The sequence below is a fragment of the Alkalibacillus flavidus genome, assembly GCF_040545925.1.
Lineage (GTDB): Bacteria > Bacillota > Bacilli > Bacillales > Alkalibacillaceae > Alkalibacillus > Alkalibacillus flavidus.
On the sequence record NZ_JBEPMX010000001.1, the window covers coordinates 414,881 to 429,909 of the forward strand.

Consider the following 15,029-nt stretch of genomic DNA (forward strand, 5'->3'; position numbering starts at 1 on the left):
CACGTCTGAAACTTAAGATCGAAGTTTTCGTCTCCGTTCAAGTTGTTGATCAAAACAAAATTTAATCACTGATTCACGTTTCTGTTCATCAATCGATTTGAATTTAACTGATAACTTCCAACTACTTCCGTCTGTCTGAGTATATCGAATAACCTCACCTTTAACATTTAAATAAACATATTGATTGGATTCAAGCGGTAGCACGATCATCATATCTAGCTCTTCACCTTCTGAAAATAGACGATCATTCGATTTGACCGCAACGCCACCGCCACTAATATCCATTGTATAAGAAATGAGTGGTTCTCTTTCTTCATCCAACGGGTAAAGAGCGGCATCTAGGTTGGCATCAACGCGAACGTACTGACGGCGTTGAATCTTCATCATTTCATCTTTTGTCGGCAATGGAAATTCCAATACCGCCATACCTTCTCTTTTTCGGCGCTTCACTTCTGTATAAAAACGATATACCACTTCATGATCACTAACAAACGACACTCTCACCTTTGTATTTTCCAAAAAGTAATGTGTTCGTCCCGTCTCTTGGTTAATCGGGTAGTCGATAAATACTTTATCTTTCGTTAAATCAAACACTTTGGAATGAAGCTTCTCTTCTATTTGATCACCTTTTACTGTTTCGATCGATAACTTCTTCCCAACCGATAGCATATGCTTTTCCCCTTTTATATGAGATACTTTAATTATGACAAAAATAAAACAAAAGGAAAAGGCTAAGTTGCCTTTTCCTTAAAATAATTTATTGATAAACTTCTTCGCTTTGTTTTAATCGATCAACTCGTTCTTCAAACCCGTCATTCGCGTTAATAAAGACACGATATGTCGTACCATCTATTGTCCCTAACACTTCATACGTTAAGACTTCTTCCCCCTCCTCATTTTCGATGACGGCTAACCGAGTCAATTGTTCGTCTAATTGGTCATGAATGTAACCCAACGCTTCGTCTTCGGTTAGTTCTGGCTCTAAAGAGAGTTGTTCGCGATTCCGTTCATTTAAAATAAACTCACGCGCGGTTAATCCAATAACATCACCTTCGTCTAGCGCGACTTTCACACGAATTTCATCTGGGTAATAGTATATGTTGTCATGAACATGAACAAATTCATAGACACCAACTTGATCATATTGAATGCTTTCAACCATTTCAATTTGCTCAAAATCTAAATCCGCTAATAATTCCTCTGCAACATTCATCCCTTCATTTAAACTGATCGACGCTTCACCTAACTCTCTATTTAGTAAGTAAGATAAAACATGGCCACCTTTCTGAGTCACTTCGGAATAACCATGGACTTCGTCTGTTTCAAACGATGCATTATAAATCGGTATATCTGAACCGTCACCTGTTTCGGTAACCGTCAATTCAGCTTGGTCATTTAATTCGAAGTAATCTCGAACAATTGTTTCAACGTCACTTTTGTTAATGTCATCACCATCTAATGTAATCGACTGATTCATATTAGGTTGTGATAGTTGATCAAGACCATTAAACTGTCCAACTTGTTCTTCTACTTGTTTTAATCCTTTAAGTACATTATCATCGCGTGTTTCATTCGTCACCATACTGGCTTCAATATCCATCCACCTGATACCATCAGATAACACCTGGTTTTGCACTGTGCGCAACTGCCGTTTAATTTTATTTGATTCATCTTGCAATTGACTTAAAGCTTCTAATTCTTGTTCATTTAATGGCTCGTCTGATAAATTTCGAATCGACACGTCATATGCGAAGTCACCGACTTGATTTAATAACTGCTTCGTTTCACTAAACGGCATAAGCGACAATGGTAATTGTGCTACGTCAGCTTTCGCTTCGGATGTTATCTTCCATACATCAGCCATTTGTGGTGAAATATTATTAGGAGCATTCATTGCTAACACGGTCGAGATTTTCTCGTTTAATTGATCCATACGATACGTTAAATCATGAAATGCACGTTGATAATTGTTTTCTGCTTTAATGAGTAAGGCGTTTTTATCTTGTTGTTCCTGATATCCCCAGACGATTGACCCAATCATACCAATGATCAAAATAATATATATCACCCAACGTAACCATCCAAACATGTTGTCACCTTCCTATTTCATGAATATATGTTTTCCAATTCGTTTAATTTGTGGTCGAGACCAAATCCAATCACTCGTTGCTGTGTCGGGGTTAAAGTAATAAATCGCTCCTCCTGATGGATCCCAGCCATTGACAGCATCCAATACAGCCTGTCTCGCTTCTTCGTTTGGTTGCATATTAATCTGACCATCTGCCACAGCCTCAAATGCAAGTGGTTCATAGATGATACCTGAAATTGAGTCAGGGAAATCTGGATTATCAAGACGGTTGATAATGACAGCGGCAATCGCGACTTGACCATTGTAGGGTTCACCACGACCTTCAGCATAAACTGCACGCGCCATTAACTGAATATCATTTTGTGAAAATCCTTCGGGTACGTTGACTGCTTGAGGCCCATCTGCTGTTGATTGTTCTTCATTCGCCGTTTCAGATTCTGGTGCAGGCGCAGAGTCTGACGCATCATTCGACTGTCTCCCGCCGTAATAATTAAAGTCTTCGTTTTGATACATTTGTTGTTTAACGTATTGTTCGTCATATTCAGTCGCATTTATTAGCATATCTTTTGTCTTTTGCCCGACAATCCCATCAATACTCTCTAACTCAAACGCTTCTTGAAAATTTCGAACGGACCAATATGTCCCCCAACCATAGACTCCATCGATTGCACCCTCGTAATAGCCGATATATTGTAAGCGTGCTTGTAACTCAATAACATCATCACCTGTTGCTCCTTTTTGTATGATTTGTTCAGAAAAACCGTGTGACGTTATGCTAGGCCATAACAATAAAAGACTAACGAACAACACTCCAATCTTATACTTAACCATCATTGTCCTCCCTCTATAAAATCACTTTGATGGTTAGTTTTGCTTAATTATCATTTGTTATACTTCAATCGTTAAAACAAAATAAAGCCTCCTCGTTTATAGTCGAGAAGGCTTTGTTGATGATCATTATAAAAATGTTATTGAACCATCGTTTGATGCTAATTGGACAGCTAATTTGACGCGTGCTTTTTTACTGTCATAATCACTGCCGAGTAACACACCATATTGGATTAAATCATAGGCGCTTCCTTCATAATCATATGTCGGGTAAACTGCGCCTTCTTCTGAAGCGGTTGTAATAACAACGACAACGCCACGATCTAGACTATTTCTAATAGCTGGCATCATTCGCGGAGGTACTTGGCCACGCCCAACGCCTTCTAGCACGATACCTTTAGCACCCGCTTCAACGAGTGCTTCTATCACAGCCCCATCACCATCTAAATAACATTTAACAATATCAACTCGCGGTAACGGGTTTTTTAACTCATAAACATCGCGCTTCACAGGGCGTTGAAATATTTGAACTAAATCATTATCAATAATACCTAAATAACCGAAACCAAACGCGTTAAACCCTTGTATGTTGCTAGCGTGTTCTTTCTTCACATACTTTGCCGGGAAAATGCGTTCGTTAAAGACCACAACCGTCCCAACTCCGTGCAAATCTTGACTACAAGCTGCATAAATGGCGTGTCTTAAGTTAATATATACATCACTACCTAAGTCAGCTATTGACCGTTGTGATCCAGTAACGACGACTGGACGATCATCTTGTATCGTCAAGTCAAGGAAATACGCGGTTTCTTCAATCGTATCAGTTCCGTGAGTGACAACAACGCCAGAAACATGTGGATCTTCAAAATGGCGTTCAATCGTCTCTTTTAATACGAGCCAGTCCTGTCCATTAAGATGTACGCTCGGTTTCTGAATGGCTGAATCAATATCGACTTCTATTTCATCTGGCAGTTCACATAAAGACGCTAGTTCTTCGCCAGACATAGCACCAGATGATAACTTTCCACTTGGGTGTTTCGGTTTACTCGCTATAGTTCCACCTGTTGTGATTAATACGACTTTATTCATCATTTCACCTATTCCTTTTTTGCAATATGTTGAGCGATTTTTTCACCGTGATGACGACCATTTTCGATAAAGATTTCGTTATTATTATAACCGGCTGCAATCACACCTGATACATAAATATTCGGCACATTAGTTTCCATCGTACCCTCAGAAAATTGCGGCCTTCCTGTTTCATCATCTATTCCGATACCGATCGATGTGAGGAAATGTTGATCGGGATGATAGCCAACCATCGCAAATACATAATCAGCATTAACGCTAAACGATTCAGTCCCGACTTGATAGCGAACGACTTCAGATGTTATTTCTTCTACTTCAGCGTTAAACACCATATCTATTTTTCCATGTCGGACGAGTGCTTCGAAATTCGGCAATATCCATGGCTTAACACTCGCTGAATAGTCTGATCCCCTATACAGGACTGTTACATTAGCCCCAGCTTTCTCTAACTCTAATGTCGCATCAACTGCGGAGTTTTTACCGCCAATCACGACGACATTTTGATTAAAATAAGGATGCGCTTCTTTGAAATAATGGAAAACATGTGGCAAGGATTCCCCTGGCACTTGTAAGCGATTAGGATGGTCATAATAACCGGTTGCGATCACTAAATAAGTCGTCTCATATTGAAGCTTATCACCGAACTGTGTCGTCGTATTTAAGACATAACCGTTATGAGACACATCAATCGAATCGACTCGTTCATAAGTGTTGATTCTTAATCCAGTACGATCAGCAACTGTTCTATAATACGTTAAAGCCTCATTTCGCACAGGTTTTTGACGTTCTGATATAAAAGGAATTTGTCCAATTTCTAATTTTTCACTAGAACTGAAAAATGTCTGATGTGTTGGATAATAAAAAATGGAATTAGCGACATTCCCTTTTTCTATTAATAATGGGTCAAATCCTTGTCGTTGTAATTCGATTGCTGCTGACATGCCACAAGGGCCAGCGCCAATTATAATCACCTTTTCTTGATTCATACGTCACACTCCTAAGTCTCTTTCATGTATGTATATCGTTTAAATATAGAGTTCGTTTGGACATTATCCATTAACACAAAAAAATCTCCTACCAAGATAATGATAGGAGATTTTACCCGTCGATTCAACTAATTGATTAAATCCAACCTCTAAATCGCGCTGCCTCTGTCATCTTACGCACACCTACCATATAGGCAGCCAGGCGCATATCAATATTTCGGTTCTGTGCTGTTGTGTACACATTATTAAAGGCTTTCACAAGTACTTGACGTAATTTTTCTTGTACTTCTTCTTCTTTCCAATAATAACCTTGGTTGTTCTGTACCCATTCGAAATACGATACGGTTACACCACCAGAAGATGCTAACACGTCTGGGACAATTAGAATGTCACGCTCAGTTAATATTTCAGTTGCTTTCAATGTCGTTGGACCATTAGCGGCTTCTACGACAATATCAGCTTGAATATTGTGCGCGTTTTCTTCTGTGATTTGGTTCTCGATCGCTGCTGGGACGAGAATATCAGTATCAAGTTCAAGCATTTCATCATTAGACAATGTATCTTCGAATAAGTTCGTCACTGTGCCGAAACTATCGCGACGGTCTAATAAATAATCAATATCTAAACCTTCTGGGTCATGTAAAGCGCCTTCTGCGTCGGAAATAGCGATAACCTTCGCACCCATATCATGCATGAATTTCGCTAAAAAACTGCCCGCATTACCGAATCCTTGCACAATCACACGAGCACCTTGTAGTTTAATTCCACGTTTTTTACACGCTTCTTCGATACAAATTGTAACACCTTTAGCTGTAGCAGATTCTCGGCCGTGAGAACCACCTAAGACGATCGGCTTACCTGTTATAAAACCTGGATTATTAAATTCGTCAATACGGCTGTATTCATCCATCATCCAAGCCATAATTTGTGAGTTCGTAAACACATCAGGTGCTGGAATATCTTTTGTTGGTCCTACCACTTGTGATAAAGCACGTACGTATCCACGACTTAGAGCTTCTAATTCACGGAAAGACATTTCACGAGGGTCACAAACGATACCCCCTTTACCACCACCATATGGTAAATCGACGATACCCGATTTTAATGTCATCCAAATGGATAATGCACGAACTTCCATTTCTGACACATTCGGATGGAACCGTACGCCACCTTTTGTCGGACCGACTGCATCATTATGTTGTGCACGATATCCCGTAAACACTTTGATTTTGCCATCGTCCATACGAACTGGAATACGAACTGTAATCATACGTACGGGTTCTTTCATCAATTCATATGCTTCATCAGGGTAACCTAAACGTTCTAATGCGTCTTTAACAACTGATTGAGTTGACGTTAGAATATTTGTCTGTTCCTTTTGAGAATCTGCTGAGTTTTGGGCCGCCATTTGTTTACCTCCTATAACTTATGCAAACAATGTTAAGTAATAGCTTTCATATTTAGTATACATCTTAAATAAGAATATGCAACAACATAACAGGACAAATTAACCAATTTCCTTTGAAAATTAGCTATATTTCGCTAATGTTAAATCTATAAACAATTGAATCATTTCGGCATAGCTTAATCCAACAGCCGCCGCTGCATCAGGATAAAGACTTGTCGGTGTCATGCCTGGTAATGTATTCACTTCTAAAATAATTGGACCGCGGTCTTCATGTAATATAAAATCGACACGAGAGTATGTTTCACACCCTAATGCACGATGAGCCGTTTGTGCATAATGTTGAATCAATTCTGTCATGTGCTCATCAAGTGATGCCGGGACAATATGTTCACTGCCGCCTTCAGCATATTTTGATTCATAATCATAGTACTTACTTTTAGGAACGATCTCAATAATAGGTAAAGCCTGTTCATCACCTTTATTCCCTAATACTGAGACAGTCAGTTCACGTCCTGAAACATAATCTTCAACAATTATATCTGAATCATGTGTGAATGCTGTCTTAATGGCATCTGCAACCTGTTCATCTGACTCAATGACAGTCAATCCAAGAGTCGAGCCTTCTTGGTTTGGTTTAATGATATATGGAGTGCTAAATGTTTGCTTAATCGTACGTTCGATGTCTCCTCTTGATTGTCGGTAATGAAATGACTGACTATGAGCAATAGGTATGTCATGCATCGCAAACACTTGCTTCGCCTTTGCTTTATCCATTGCTAGTGATGACGCTAACACACCTGATCCTACATATGGTATCCCCATCAGTTCTAGTAGTCCTTGCACTTTGCCGTCTTCACCTTGTTTACCGTGTAGTCCAATCATGACAACGTCGACTTGTTTTAATTGTTCCCATAATGTATTGATTTGATGCGGATCAAAATCAATACCAATCACATCATGGTCTAGTTGTTCTAATGCTTGAATCATGCCTTTACCTGTTGATAATGAAACATCACGCTCTTTTGATGTTCCACCATACAAAACTGCTACTTTCATGCGGTCACCTCAAATTTAATTAAAATAATGATGAATCGTTTGTATGCCATTTTCTAAAGCAATTTGGTTACCGTACTCTAATAGAACATGCGACGTCATCGTACTCGGTGAACCGTATTCTGACATAATCGAAATGATATTATCACGTTGCACTAATGATGCCCCTTCATCTTCTATCTTCACGAAATATTGGTTATCATAATGATAAACAGCTGATTGGTAATCATTGTACTTAATTAATATGTTTGACACTTGAATAACTGATTCAAATGTTTCGAATGAAAACATAAGTTCTTCATTTTCATCCATCGTCACTTTAAGTTCAATATAATCATCGCCTTCAACGACTTCACCTTCATTTTGAGTGACGACGATAATCATTCCTTGCGCTTGTAACATATGGACACGTACCACAAGGCGACCGTCCAAATCCATATCTAATTCTTCTGAAGCTTCATGCAACATATCTTGAAACAATTGATTCGCTCGCGGCAAATTATTCCACAAGTCCTGCTTTGAGTAGCCTCGATCATTTAAATCATCGTAGGTTAAAAATATTTTAAATTGGTTAACGCTAATTCGTTCAAGCCTCACGTCAACACCCCCAACTTCTTTCTTCTCTTATTATATGTATCGCTGTGAGCAAAAATTGCCTGTATCACAACGCTAAATTCATAACACATATTATATTTTAAAGGAAGTCAAACAAATAAAAAACGGTAATTATTAAATTCATCCAAACAACTTACGGGTTTAGCATGAAATAATAATAAATAGGAATACCTAAGCTCAATATTATAAATAAAACTAACACGATATGAATGGATAACTTATAGTAAAATAGCGAAGGCTCTGTATCATCATTTTTATTCGTGATAACAGTAGAGTCTTCAAGATTTTCTTCTGAACCCTTCCGTGTACGCTTTGTCGTGTGAACAGTATGTCTTGGAGGTAACTCCATAACGTCGATTGTTGATTTATCCTCATGATTTTGATTGTCTAACGTCATCGTCCTCACCTCATTTTCTTCCAATAATACAACCCTAACAACAGATCAATGACAAAATGAGCTGCTACGGTCGTCCATAAATTATCCGTTATATGGTATATATACCCAATCACGAACGACAATAACAAAACCGAGATTAACAACACCCATTTCGTCAAATACCGAATATGAACGATGGCAAATAAAATACTGGCTATCCAAAAACCGAAATGTGTTTGAATCACACCACGGAATAGTATTTCTTCTGATAACGCTACAAAAGCTGTTAATACAATAATGTGTGGTATTGAAATTGATGTGAATAGTCGTCGATTAATACCTCCATCGTCATATAATCGCGCTGGTAGATAGCGAATCATAATTATATCAACGATGACTATTATAACACCAGGTATAAGACCATAATAAATTAATTCATGATGATCAAACGTCCACAATGACCAAAATGTCGACCAGCTATCAAATAAGAAGAACCCAATGATAAACGAGATAATGAGAAACAACGTTTGTGATAAGTAAACATTCCACAACAACTCTCGGTTAGATAGTTGACTTATAATATCTGCCTGCGTTCGTTTTCTTGCCATATACAACTTCACCCTCTATTAAATAACGCGTTCAAACGACGCTGCCATGCTGTTTCGATTGGCACATCTGTCTGGTGGCGGGGTTTCCACGTGTCAAATGTAAAATCACAATGATCACAACAAGCTTCCGTTGGTTCTTGAATATTTGTCTGAAACATGTTGTACAACGATTCTCTCCGACATGCCTCTGTATGAACCCATTGCAAAACAGCCATGACGCTTTGTCTTTTCTTGACCAATCGTTGATCACGTGTTTGACGAATCCGATCAGCCATTTGTTTCTCGTCACGTTTTTCTTCTATTTGTTTATTTAAAAATCGATGTTGCGTTTCTGTTAAGTGATCATCGATTGTTGGGTCATCTGCTAGAAACCGAGCGATCATATCATCATCAGGTAATTCCTGACCAATGAGTTGAAACGGCAACGATTCATCACCTCTCTGATATAATAAGCACGATAAGCTCGTCTCTCCGTCTCGGCCAGCTCGACCTATTTCTTGAATAAATGACTCTATATCAGATGGCATATGATAATGAATGACTAATCGGATATTTGCCTTATCAACGCCCATTCCAAATGCGCTTGTACAACAAATAATATCAAGCTGATCATACATAAATTGTTGCTGAATTAACAGCCGTTCCTCTGACGTCATACCTCCGTGATAATAAGCAATCGACCGGTCTGGGAACTGTTGTTGTAACATATGGCAAACGTCTTCGCTCTTTTGTCTGCTAGAAAAATATATCATCGTTGGTACTTGTCGTTTAGCCAAAATAGTTCTCAGTTCATCGTGCTTTTCATCCATTGTTTCGACTTGAACGGATGATAAGATAATATTCGGACGATCAATCGGATATATGTACGCTTGAAACGACGTATTAAAATGGTCAATAATATCCCGTTGAACAGCATCGGTTGCTGTTGCACTTAATGCTAATATCGTTGGCTCATTTAATGCATGAAACACGTGATTTAATTTTAAATAGTCAGTTCTGAATTCATGTCCCCATTGTGATAAGCAGTGCGCCTCATCAATAACGAAGTACGACACTTGTTGTTGTTTTAAACAACTCATCACATGGTCCTGCTGTAACATTTCTGGCGAGCAATAGAGTAGCTTATACTGCGATAAACGAGTTAAGATTTTGTTTTTTTGCTCTATTGTATGCATACTTGTTAAAGACGCAACACGTTTAATACCTTTCGCTTTCAACCATTTCACTTGATCAATCATTAATGATATTAAAGGAGAGACAACTATCGTTAAACCCTCTGTTACAAAAGCAGGTAATTGGTATGTAACGGACTTGCCACTACCAGTTGGCAGGGTTGCAAGTGTGTGTTCACCGTCCATTATGGATTCAATAATTTCCTCTTGCCCAATACGAAAGGAATCAAATCCGAAATAATGCTTTAAAGCCTTATCAAGGTTAACATCAGCCATGTATGTTCGCCTCCTCCTTTTGACCGACTTTTGCTAGCACCAAACGAATATGAAAGTATGTGATCTCATCAGTTAATTGATCTTTAATACGTTTTAATCGCATCGACGTTTCATTTTGTAAGACGTTACGAATCGTTTGTTCTTGATCATATGTGATGAATGGACGAATAGAAAACGTCGTATCCTTCATGGCTATTTCGACAATATGGTCTTCAATCGTGCTTCGTTTTAATTGTCGATGATTTATAATCGCATCCATTGTGAGACCTTTATTATATAACTGTCGTGTCTTAACAGCTGATTGAGTTAAATGAACATTCTCAACTGCCGGCATTAATCGGTGACATATCGGGAATTGACCTGGTTCATTTTCGATCACGTCCATCCATTGATGAAATGCAGACATCATATATAATTCAATCATGACTGCGTCTTTATGTTGACGTTCAGCTAATTGTTGATAACTTAAGCCTATTTGATCATAACCTGAAAATGTTTGTAACACGAGGTCTGCTTGATAGCTCGGTAATGATAAACATAATTGTTCTAACTCACGAAACAAAGACTCACCTTGGTCTTGTAATAAATGCTTTTGATGAAATAACAATTTAACCTCTTTTTGACTATCTTCATCATTTACAATAGGAATAAATTGCGAATGATTGTGCGCTAAATTCGAAACGGATTGGACTAATAAATGTAATTTAGACACAAACGGATGTGTCAAAACACCATATCGCGTTCCATTCAAAACAAACGGTTCTTGAAGTTGATGACAAAAGTCACGGCCTTTGTCAGTCAATAAAACGAGTGAGCTTTGACGATCGATATAGCCCGTGTTGCACAAAGTATCAATTGCTTCGTCGAATGTCGTAAGCTTTAACTTAGGTAACACATTCATATAAGGTGATAACGAAAATAACTGACTATCTTGAAATGTTTGCGCTGATTTTTTGCCACGCAAAATATGATAGACCGATCTTGGGGTTCTTTCCCCTTCAATGTGTTTAAGCTTTAACAACAACCATTCTTCAAACGTCATGTGTCTTACCCCTTTATCGTTACTAGCGACTATCATTTGCAACACATTATTCATGCCGATAAAATAAACATAGACATTATTTATTATAGCATGTCTAGACAACGGAGGAACGAATAATATGCCCAAATTTACAAAAGTTGACCCCGATACATGCATTGCTTGTGGTGCCTGTGGAACAAGTGCGCCTGAGCTGTTTGATTATGATATAGAAGGTATCGCTTATTATAAATTAGATAACAATGAAGGAAGCACACCTATCCCTGATGATTTAATAGACGACTTTGAAGATGCGATAGAAGGTTGTCCGACTGAATCAATAAAAGAATCTGACCAACCTTTCTCATCTAGTTCATGAATTTGCAAGAAACCTTTGTCAATCTTTCTTTTCTTACCATTCAAAGATTGGTATAATAATCAATGAACTTGAACATAAGGAGGCAATATTGTGGCAAACAATAAAATTATTGACGTCTTTGTCGAAATCCCGACAGGAAGTCAAAACAAGTATGAGTACGATAAAGAAAAAGGGGTTTTTAAACTAGACCGTGTGTTATTCTCTTCACAATTCTATCCTGCAGAGTACGGTTATATCGATGAAACATTAGCATTAGATGGAGACCCGTTAGACGCTCTTGTTATCACAACAAACCCTACATTTCCAGGGTGTGTCATCGAATCTAAAGTACTCGGTTTCTTAAATATGATTGATGATGGCGATGAGGATGAAAAACTGATTGCCGTTCCAACAGAAGATCCTCGTTTTAAAGATGTTAATACGTTAGATGATTTACCACAAGCTAAATTGGACGAGATTGCGCATTTCTTTGAAACGTATAAAGACTTACAAGGAAAAGAAACGAAAATTGGTGAGTATGAAGGTGTCGAAGCTGCAAGACAACTCATCGTCGATTGTTTAGATCGTTATCAAAATGATAACTAAATAAACTATACTAATCAAACGGACCCACAATATGATTCATTGTGGGTCCGTTTTTATTATTTATATGATTCATCCATTGTAAGTGGAAGTGTAAAACTAAAGGCTGTTCCTTCTTGGTATTTACTACGCGCGATAATAGTACCGCCGTGTGATTCGACAATATGTTTCGCGATAGATAAACCAAGACCTGTTCCTTTTTTCGATTGATGTCTCGTCCGAGCTTTATCACTCTTATAAAATCGCTCAAATACGAACGGTAAATCTTCTTCAGCAATACCAATACCATCATCTACAACTTCTACAACCATTTCACGCTCTTGTTCCCAAACCGAAACGGTAATCATACCTTCTTCAGCCGTGTGCCTAAACGCATTATCAATAAGGTTTGTAAGTACTTGTTCAATTCGGTCTGGGTCAAATGGTGCTGTTTCATGATCTAGATCGATATTAGCCTCAAATTGAATCTGTTGATCATCAGCCAATGTCATAAATTTATTCATAATTCGATTGACAAATGGTTTAATCTCAATCCATTCACGATTTAACTGAATATGACCCGCTTCCATCCGTGCTAAATCTAGCAACTCATTGACGAGTCGATTCATTCGTAAAGACTCATCATAAATGATTTGTGCCAATTCTTGTTTTTCCTCTTTCGATTCAGCCACATCATCAACAATCGCTTCAGAATAACCTTGCATCATCGAAATAGGCGTTCTTAATTCATGCGACACATTCGCTAAGAAATCTTTACGCAGTTTATCGAGTTGTCGTTCTTCCGTCATGTCCCGAATAATCGCGACAACACCGACAACGACAGCATCATCATAAAGTGGCGTCATCACTAAAACATACGAACGTCCTTGGACCGTTAACTCAGTAGATTGTTCTTGTTCACTATTCAATACATGATTAAAATGATCAGTCACAAGATGTGGTAGGTGATCATTTGATAAATCATTTTCGTATTTCAATTGTTCCAAAAACTGTTCCGCTGGTGGATTAATAATTAATACGTCAAATTGTTTATTAACAGTAATGACTCCATCAGCCATCGATTTAAGAATACTTGATAATTGAGATTTTTCCTGGTTTAAAGCTGTAATATGGTAATTTAGTTGACGACGCATCAAATTAAATGAATTGGCCAATTCACCGACCTCATCATACGTCAGTACGGGAACTTTCGTATGGAATTCACCCTTCGCTAATTCTGAAGCTGCTTTACGCATTCTAATCAGTGGCGCTGTGATACGCGTTGATAAGAAAAAGGCGAATATTGTTGTTAAAACAATCGCAATCGTTGCGGATAATAAAATAATATCAGTCGTTTGATCAGTTGTTTCTTCAACAACGTTTAACGATTGATAAACATAAATCGCGCCTTCTTCATCATGCGTTGGCACACCAACAATAATAATATCTTCTTCAGAGTTCGGCAAAGTCGTGATTTCACGAATTTGTTCATCTTGAGACAATGATTGATTTATATCGGATTGAGCGATAAACCAACTCGGTTCAATCGCTAGCTCTTGGCCTTGAGTCGGTTCGTTTTGCCAATAATCATGTTCATCGAAAAATATAGTCACACGCGTTGATGAATCCATCAATTGATTCACCGTATCAATCCCTACATCTTCTTCCTGATAACTCTCGACTAATGATTGGACGCTCTCCGCTTGATTTAAGAGATTCATTTCAGCGTCTTCTATATAGAAGTTCTCAAAAAACTCTAATAGTAAGACCGTTAAGATCATCAAGACAAATGCCACAAGTAGAATGATGGTTATCCATAGCTTAAAAACAACACTTTTCCAGAACATTACGTTTCCATAACCTCAAACTTATAGCCGACGCCCCAAACGGTGACGATCATTTTCGCCGCATCTTCAGACACTTTATTTAATTTCTCACGCAGACGTTTCACATGAGTATCGACTGTTCTTAAATCGCCGAAAAATTCGTATTCCCACACTTCTTTTAGCAACTCTTCACGGTCAAACACTTTATCTGGTGCGTTTGCTAAGTAGAGAAGTAACTCATACTCTTTCGGTGTTAAACTAACTTCAATATTGTCTGCTAATACTCTGTGAGCATCTTTATCGATCGTGAGATGCGGAAACACGAGCACGTTCTGTGTATCTGGTTTTGTTTCGAGATACTTCGTTGCTGATGCTCGTCTTAATAAGGCTTTCACACGTAACACAACTTCGCGAGGGCTGAACGGTTTAACAATATAATCGTCCGCGCCAACCTCGAAACCGTGTACACGATTAGATTCTTCACCTTTAGCGGTTAGCATAATGACTGGTGTTGCTTTCTGTTCTCTTAATTGTGCACAAACATCGACGCCATCTTTTCCAGGTAGCATTAAATCAAGCAAAATGACATCATAATCCGTCGCTAATGCTTTATCTAATGCTTCATCACCATCAACTGCTTCGTCAATTTGATACCCTTCGCGGTCAAGATATAACTTCAACAGACGACGGATGCGTTCTTCATCGTCCACTACTAAAATATTCGCTTCTTCTGACATATTAAACA

Annotated in this window: 16 protein-coding genes; 2 read left to right on the top strand and 14 right to left on the bottom strand. The window is 38.3% G+C overall.

What is annotated here, in order from left to right; translation table 11 throughout:
• Positions 1 to 12: 12 nt before the first annotated feature.
• From ABID56_RS02155 to ABID56_RS02210, 12 genes are all read right to left on the bottom strand, one after another.
• Positions 13 to 669, bottom strand: coding sequence for a flagellar brake protein (locus ABID56_RS02155; RefSeq protein ID WP_354218872.1), 657 nt, complete (start codon positions 667 to 669; stop codon positions 13 to 15).
• Between the two features lie 88 nt (positions 670 to 757).
• A complete protein-coding gene (ypeB, locus tag ABID56_RS02160) occupies positions 758 to 2,089 on the bottom strand; it encodes a germination protein YpeB (RefSeq protein ID WP_354218873.1) in 1,332 nt (443 codons plus the stop codon).
• A gap of 12 nt (positions 2,090 to 2,101) precedes the next feature.
• Positions 2,102 to 2,923: a spore cortex-lytic enzyme gene (gene sleB, locus ABID56_RS02165; protein ID WP_377946537.1), complete on the bottom strand. Its 822-nt coding sequence runs from the start codon at positions 2,921 to 2,923 to the stop codon at positions 2,102 to 2,104.
• A 123-nt stretch (positions 2,924 to 3,046) separates the two neighbouring features.
• Positions 3,047 to 4,009, bottom strand: a complete 963-nt coding sequence (locus ABID56_RS02170; RefSeq protein ID WP_354218876.1) for an asparaginase — start codon at positions 4,007 to 4,009, stop codon at positions 3,047 to 3,049.
• A 5-nt stretch (positions 4,010 to 4,014) separates the two neighbouring features.
• Positions 4,015 to 4,992 (bottom strand): YpdA family putative bacillithiol disulfide reductase, encoded by a 978-nt coding sequence (locus ABID56_RS02175; RefSeq protein WP_354218878.1) that lies wholly within the window; start codon positions 4,990 to 4,992, stop codon positions 4,015 to 4,017.
• Between the two features lie 136 nt (positions 4,993 to 5,128).
• Positions 5,129 to 6,400, bottom strand: coding sequence for a Glu/Leu/Phe/Val family dehydrogenase (locus tag ABID56_RS02180; protein ID WP_354218879.1), 1,272 nt, complete (start codon positions 6,398 to 6,400; stop codon positions 5,129 to 5,131).
• A 120-nt stretch (positions 6,401 to 6,520) separates the two neighbouring features.
• Positions 6,521 to 7,456, bottom strand: a complete 936-nt coding sequence (locus ABID56_RS02185; RefSeq protein ID WP_354218880.1) for a D-alanine--D-alanine ligase family protein — start codon at positions 7,454 to 7,456, stop codon at positions 6,521 to 6,523.
• A 15-nt stretch (positions 7,457 to 7,471) separates the two neighbouring features.
• Entirely contained in the window at positions 7,472 to 8,050 is a 579-nt protein-coding gene (locus ABID56_RS02190; protein ID WP_354218881.1) for an adaptor protein MecA, read from the bottom strand.
• A 151-nt stretch (positions 8,051 to 8,201) separates the two neighbouring features.
• Positions 8,202 to 8,465, bottom strand: a complete 264-nt coding sequence (locus ABID56_RS02195; RefSeq protein WP_354218882.1) for a hypothetical protein — start codon at positions 8,463 to 8,465, stop codon at positions 8,202 to 8,204.
• Positions 8,466 to 8,470: 5 nt separating this feature from the next.
• The gene (locus tag ABID56_RS02200; RefSeq protein WP_354218884.1) at positions 8,471 to 9,052 is read right to left on the bottom strand and encodes a CPBP family intramembrane glutamic endopeptidase; all 582 of its coding nucleotides are present in this window, start codon (positions 9,050 to 9,052) and stop codon (positions 8,471 to 8,473) included.
• 8 nt (positions 9,053 to 9,060) lie between these two features.
• Positions 9,061 to 10,500: a RecQ family ATP-dependent DNA helicase gene (locus tag ABID56_RS02205; protein ID WP_354218885.1), complete on the bottom strand. Its 1,440-nt coding sequence runs from the start codon at positions 10,498 to 10,500 to the stop codon at positions 9,061 to 9,063.
• Entirely contained in the window at positions 10,493 to 11,542 is a 1,050-nt protein-coding gene (locus tag ABID56_RS02210) for a YpbB family protein (protein WP_354218886.1), read from the bottom strand. Before ABID56_RS02210 ends, ABID56_RS02205 begins: the two co-directional genes overlap by 8 nt.
• A 118-nt stretch (positions 11,543 to 11,660) precedes the next feature.
• Here ABID56_RS02210 and ABID56_RS02215 point away from each other — a divergent pair, with 118 nt between their 5' ends.
• Both ABID56_RS02215 and ABID56_RS02220 read left to right on the top strand, forming a co-directional pair.
• Positions 11,661 to 11,897, top strand: a complete 237-nt coding sequence (locus ABID56_RS02215; RefSeq protein WP_354218887.1) for a ferredoxin — start codon at positions 11,661 to 11,663, stop codon at positions 11,895 to 11,897.
• Positions 11,898 to 11,984: 87 nt separating this feature from the next.
• A complete protein-coding gene (locus tag ABID56_RS02220) occupies positions 11,985 to 12,482 on the top strand; it encodes an inorganic diphosphatase (RefSeq protein WP_354218993.1) in 498 nt (165 codons plus the stop codon).
• A gap of 56 nt (positions 12,483 to 12,538) precedes the next feature.
• Here ABID56_RS02220 and ABID56_RS02225 read toward each other — a convergent pair whose 3' ends face one another.
• Both ABID56_RS02225 and ABID56_RS02230 read right to left on the bottom strand, forming a co-directional pair.
• Positions 12,539 to 14,305 carry an ATP-binding protein gene (locus tag ABID56_RS02225; RefSeq protein WP_377946538.1) on the bottom strand — a complete coding sequence of 589 codons (1,767 nt, stop codon included), beginning with the start codon at positions 14,303 to 14,305 and terminating at the stop codon, positions 12,539 to 12,541.
• Positions 14,305 to 15,021: a response regulator transcription factor gene (locus ABID56_RS02230; protein ID WP_354218889.1), complete on the bottom strand. Its 717-nt coding sequence runs from the start codon at positions 15,019 to 15,021 to the stop codon at positions 14,305 to 14,307. Before ABID56_RS02230 ends, ABID56_RS02225 begins: the two co-directional genes overlap by 1 nt.
• Positions 15,022 to 15,029 lie beyond the last annotated feature (8 nt).

Coding starts and splice junctions, on each gene's coding strand:
- ABID56_RS02155 (WP_354218872.1), bottom strand. CDS start 669: ATGCTATCGGTTGGGAAGAAGTTATCGATCGAAACAGTAAAAGGTGAT.
- ypeB (WP_354218873.1), bottom strand. CDS start 2,089: ATGTTTGGATGGTTACGTTGGGTGATATATATTATTTTGATCATTGGT.
- sleB (WP_377946537.1), bottom strand. CDS start 2,923: ATGATGGTTAAGTATAAGATTGGAGTGTTGTTCGTTAGTCTTTTATTG.
- ABID56_RS02170 (WP_354218876.1), bottom strand. CDS start 4,009: ATGATGAATAAAGTCGTATTAATCACAACAGGTGGAACTATAGCGAGT.
- ABID56_RS02175 (WP_354218878.1), bottom strand. CDS start 4,992: ATGAATCAAGAAAAGGTGATTATAATTGGCGCTGGCCCTTGTGGCATG.
- ABID56_RS02180 (WP_354218879.1), bottom strand. CDS start 6,400: ATGGCGGCCCAAAACTCAGCAGATTCTCAAAAGGAACAGACAAATATT.
- ABID56_RS02185 (WP_354218880.1), bottom strand. CDS start 7,456: ATGAAAGTAGCAGTTTTGTATGGTGGAACATCAAAAGAGCGTGATGTT.
- ABID56_RS02195 (WP_354218882.1), bottom strand. CDS start 8,465: ATGACGTTAGACAATCAAAATCATGAGGATAAATCAACAATCGACGTT.
- ABID56_RS02200 (WP_354218884.1), bottom strand. CDS start 9,052: ATGGCAAGAAAACGAACGCAGGCAGATATTATAAGTCAACTATCTAAC.
- ABID56_RS02205 (WP_354218885.1), bottom strand. CDS start 10,500: ATGGCTGATGTTAACCTTGATAAGGCTTTAAAGCATTATTTCGGATTT.
- ABID56_RS02210 (WP_354218886.1), bottom strand. CDS start 11,542: ATGACGTTTGAAGAATGGTTGTTGTTAAAGCTTAAACACATTGAAGGG.
- ABID56_RS02215 (WP_354218887.1), top strand. CDS start 11,661: ATGCCCAAATTTACAAAAGTTGACCCCGATACATGCATTGCTTGTGGT.
- ABID56_RS02225 (WP_377946538.1), bottom strand. CDS start 14,305: ATGTTCTGGAAAAGTGTTGTTTTTAAGCTATGGATAACCATCATTCTA.
- ABID56_RS02230 (WP_354218889.1), bottom strand. CDS start 15,021: ATGTCAGAAGAAGCGAATATTTTAGTAGTGGACGATGAAGAACGCATC.